1 protein-coding gene and 1 pseudogene are annotated in these 4288 nt (G+C 71.5%); both read right to left on the reverse strand.

Annotated features, from left to right (window positions below):
* Positions 1-644: pseudogene (locus ACZ3TI_RS40610) on the reverse strand (transposase); the annotation flags it as partial.
* Entirely contained in the window at positions 641-1372 is a 732-nt protein-coding gene (locus ACZ3TI_RS40615) for a TnsA-like heteromeric transposase endonuclease subunit (RefSeq protein ID WP_465735560.1), read from the reverse strand. The pseudogene ACZ3TI_RS40610 and the gene ACZ3TI_RS40615, both read right to left, overlap by 4 nt.
* Positions 1373-4288 lie beyond the last annotated feature (2916 nt).

A 4288-nucleotide genomic window follows, 5' to 3' on the forward strand; every position in this document is an offset into this window, starting at 1 on the left:
GCCCCGCTCCCGTACCGCTCGTCCAGCACCTGCCTCGTCAGCTGCATCAGCCCCTTCACGGTGCCCTTGGAGCGGCCGCGCTGGCGCCGCAGCGCCTCCAGCACCGCGGCGACGACTTTCTCGTCGGCGCGCCCGGTGCGGCTGGCGGGCTTGGTCGTGCGGTGGTCAACCAGTCCCCACAGCCCCTGGCGCCGGTAGTTCAGCCGCATCCGCTGCACGGTGCTGACAGCGACGTGTTCCCACCCCAGGGCGGTGAGCTCTGCGGCCTTGGCCTGCTCCCGCTCGGCGAGCGTGTGCAGCTCCGGGTTGTACTGAGGCCGCGGCACCCCCGCTGCGCCCTCCCCGCCGGCGAGCCCGTACTCCACTTCCTGGATGTGCCGCTGCCAGGCCAGGGCCTTCTCCTGCTCGCGCACCGGCACCGTCTGGAACAGCCCCCACTGCGGCACCCCCACCTGCGGCCGCGCGCCGGTCACCGCGAAGTCCGGTGCCGCCACCAGGTGCCCGGCCAACACCGTCGCGACCTCGCCGCGCTCGCCGGCCAGCCGCACCAGCTGTCCCTCCACCCCGACCACCTGCCAGGCACGCCCGTCGAAGACGATGTGCGCGCCCACCGCCAGCACCCGCCGACCCGACCCGCCGCTCACGCCGCCACTCCCCGGCCCACCACGCTCCCGGCGTCCAGCGGCCGCTTCTCCAACCCCGTGGTCAGAGCGCCGGACCACAGCAGATGGAAGACCATCGGCCCCGCCCGCAACGGCACACCCACCGCCGCGACCCCCTCCGCCAGCGGCCGCGGCTCGGCGAACGCCGCCAGCACCGCCTCACGCAGCACCCCGTCAGCACCGAACCGCGGATGCCGGTAGCCAGCCAGCCACCGCACATTCGCCGCCACCACCGGCGACGGCGGCTCCAGCCGCCGGTACACCCACCCCACCCCCTCACACACCTGCGCCAGCACCCGCGCCGCCCGCTGCGCCGCCAGCCCGCCCACGCCTGGAACGGCAGGACAGTCGGCCAGCAGCGCCCCGCCGTCCGCATAGCGGGCGAACAACTGCGGCACCCAGGAACGCACCGTGCCGTCCTCCTCGCGCCACAGCAGCCGCACCGGCCGCCCCGCCAGACCCGTCACCGAACGCTCGCGGTCCAGCAGCATCAACTGCATCCGCATCGCCATCGACCCGTGCGCCACCAACCGCCCCGTCGTCGAGGACCACCACCACCCCGGACCCCAGCTGCGCCCTGGTACCACCGGGAACGCGGCAACCGGCCCCAACTCCTCGAAGCGCACCTGCCCGGCCGCACGCCTCAGGCGCTGCTGCTTAACCTCGCCACCAGGCGTGACGAAGCACGCCTCCACCCTCGCCGCGTCCACGGAACCCACCCCTCGCCGCGCCTGTGACCACTGCAGGGAAGTCAAGTGCGTTGAGAATCCGGGAGATAGGAGAACGAACCCGGTTCACTCCAACGAGTGCTGAGTCTCGCGTGCTGCGCAGACGAGGCTCAGCAGTCTGCGGCGCAGGGAGATCGCTGGCCCGGACGGTTGGATTGCCCGCAGTGCGATCAGACCTGCGTCGCAGAGGACTTGGGCCCGTTGACGCTGCCCGCTCCGACCAGGCGGGAGCTGGTGTCTGCCCTGGCCTTGGCCCCCGGACGGGACGATCCGTGGTGGGAGGACCGCGTGCTGCACGCGAAGCTCTACCCGGCGAGGGGCCATCGGGTGTGACCTGTTGATTGTGGTGGGCGTGTTTTGGCCTCTATCGCGGGGTTGTCTGGACCTTTGGTTGCACCTGTCGAGGGTGTCGGGTAGGTGGTGTCGGGCGGCTGGTTTGGTGACTGTGTGTGGTGGCGGGTGGGGCTCGGGGGTCGGGTCGGCCCGCTCGGGGGTGGGCCCGGTGTTGTGGGCTGTTTTCGGGGGTGGATTCCGCCCGGGTATTCCGCCTGGTTGTTTTGGCGGATTGGTTGCCGGTGGTGGTCTGAATTCGGGTCGGAATTGCGATGGCTGGGGGTTGGTGTTCGGTTTGGTGTGCGTCGGGCCCGGCGTCGTCCGGGCCTGCTGCGCCAGGACAAGACGATGGCCCGCGCGGTCGAGCGGCTGGCTGTCTAGCTCGGCGTCAGGCCCGGCACGGTGCGGCGGCACGCCCACGGCACCCACTGGTACGCCAGCGCCCGCTGCGCCATGCGGTGGCGTACCAGCTGCGGCAGGAGTTTATGTGGTCGAGCTGGCCGTGCAGGAGGCACGGCGAGCCAAGGAAGCGGCGTGGGACGCCCGCCGGCGGCCGGCTCGGGAGCAGGTGGCGGTCTGTCGTCCAGGGTCCGGTACGGGCCCGAACACGTCGTCAGCTGCAGGGGTCGGTGGCTCGCGCTGTTCGTGGGAGGCGCGCAGCCAGGTGAAGCGGTAGTCCCGGTTACACACGCCCGCGATGTCGTAGTGGCCGTAGCCCCGCTGGCAGACGTGCTGGTGGATGTCGAGCGGGTGCAACAGCCCATGCGCTGGAGCGAGGGGAGGGTGATCGCGGCGTCGCCCACTTCGTGAGGTAGTCGTCGGTGCCGATCAGCTCGGCGAAGACGGCCGGCGCGTCGAACCGGGGCACACCTCGTAGTCCGGTTGCTCGCCCAGGGCGACGGTGAAGTCGGCGTAGGTGGTCAGGTGACGGGCGTCGTCTGTTGGCCCGCTCCTCGGCGGTGCCGAGGAGCGGGTTGTGCGGTGTTAGCGCGTCAGCCAGTGAGCGATCAGGGTCACCGGCAGACCACCGGCGGCGTGGGCCAGGCCGAGCATGGCCCTCCTGGCCAGCGCCCGGCCGGCCCACCGGCCGCGGCGCCTCCTGTGCTGGGTTTCTGTGGCGCTGGGGCTGTCGGACGGCATGTTCATCGCTTCGCTTCCTCCCGAAGTTGCTGTGGACTTCGACGTGATGCTCGAGCGTGCAAGCAGAATATTTCGGCGGGTGTGCCCAGGTACGCGGAAGCCGTTCGGCTTGGTGGTGGGTGCAATGCGGGGGTGCAACAGGGTGTTGCGGTGGGGTACGACGCGGGGGCGTGTTGCGGGTCTGACCAGGTGTTATGTGGCCGGGGAGGGGCCCGGGGCGGGCGTGTTGCACCCCGTGTTGCACCGGGCTGCGTCGGTCCGCCGGCCGCGATTCCTCCCCAGTGCCCCGCCCGCGCCGCCCGGTGCCGCGCTCCGCTGCTGCGCGCCCTGGTCGCCGTACCGCCCGCTGCTGCGCCCTGACCGCCTGTCCAGGCCGCTGTCCTGGCCCGGTGTTTGGTTTGGTGGCGACGCTTCGGGAATTGCCCGGTTGACGGTGCGCGCTGTTTTCCGGGTGGTCTGGATTGGCGGTCGAGGTGTCGGTGGCGAGGGCCGTAGGCCCCTTTTCGGCGCGCCTGAATTGGATTTCTGCCCGCTGCGTCGCGAGGGGCTTTCGGATTGTCGCTTGAAAGATGGCGGAAAAGCATTCGCATTCTCGCCGGGAGGGCGGCCGGATAGAGCTGGGATGGACAGTTGCCGCGAGGTTGTGTGTTCGCGTCTCGCGCCCTTCCGGGGACCGGTAGGATCGGGCTGTACGGAAGCCGGGGAAAGGCCGCCTGATGTTCTTCGGATGCCGGTCCCGAATCCGTGGTTGAGGGCCCGTCAGGGGCCATCGTGCGGGGGGCTCGTGAGGGCCCGCCACGGAGGCCGGGGAGGCCCGAGCCGGACCGGCGGCCCGGAGGTGACCGCCGAGGGCCGCAGGCCCCGCTCGGAGGGCGGAGGATGGGCCGACAGCCCAGCAACCAGGCGGCGGACCGGCCATCGGCCGGGACCGGGGGAGGGGGCCGGGGGGGTGAGGTTGTGACTGATACCCGAAGTCCGCGACACATCGTCAACGCCCGGCGCCGCAGGCCCGGGCCGGCACCCCCTCCCGATCGGAGGAAGGGGCCGCTACCCGAATTTCGCGTCACATCGTCAACGCTCACCCCGGGCGTAGCCCGGGAACCCCTGCAAGCCAACCGGCCTGTAGGGCCGCTGAAAGGCCAGCCCCAGGAAAGCCGGAAAGCCGACAGGTTGACGGGCCGTAGGCCCGGGAAAATGCCCCGAGAATGGCGGAGCGCAGCGACGCCCGACGCCCGCCCCAACGGCGTGTGCTGCGCCCACGAATTCGCCACCGGCGAATTCCCCCAGCCACGCACTGCCCGCCGAGGCGCAGCCGAGGCCACACCACGCACGGTGACGCCGCAGGCGGCACCCCCGCACCTGGCGGTGCGTCAGCACCGCCTGAGGAGCCGTCAGGCGACGATTAAGCCGCAGGCTTCCGCCCCC

The sequence above is a fragment of the Kitasatospora sp. NPDC023120 genome, assembly GCF_055560835.1.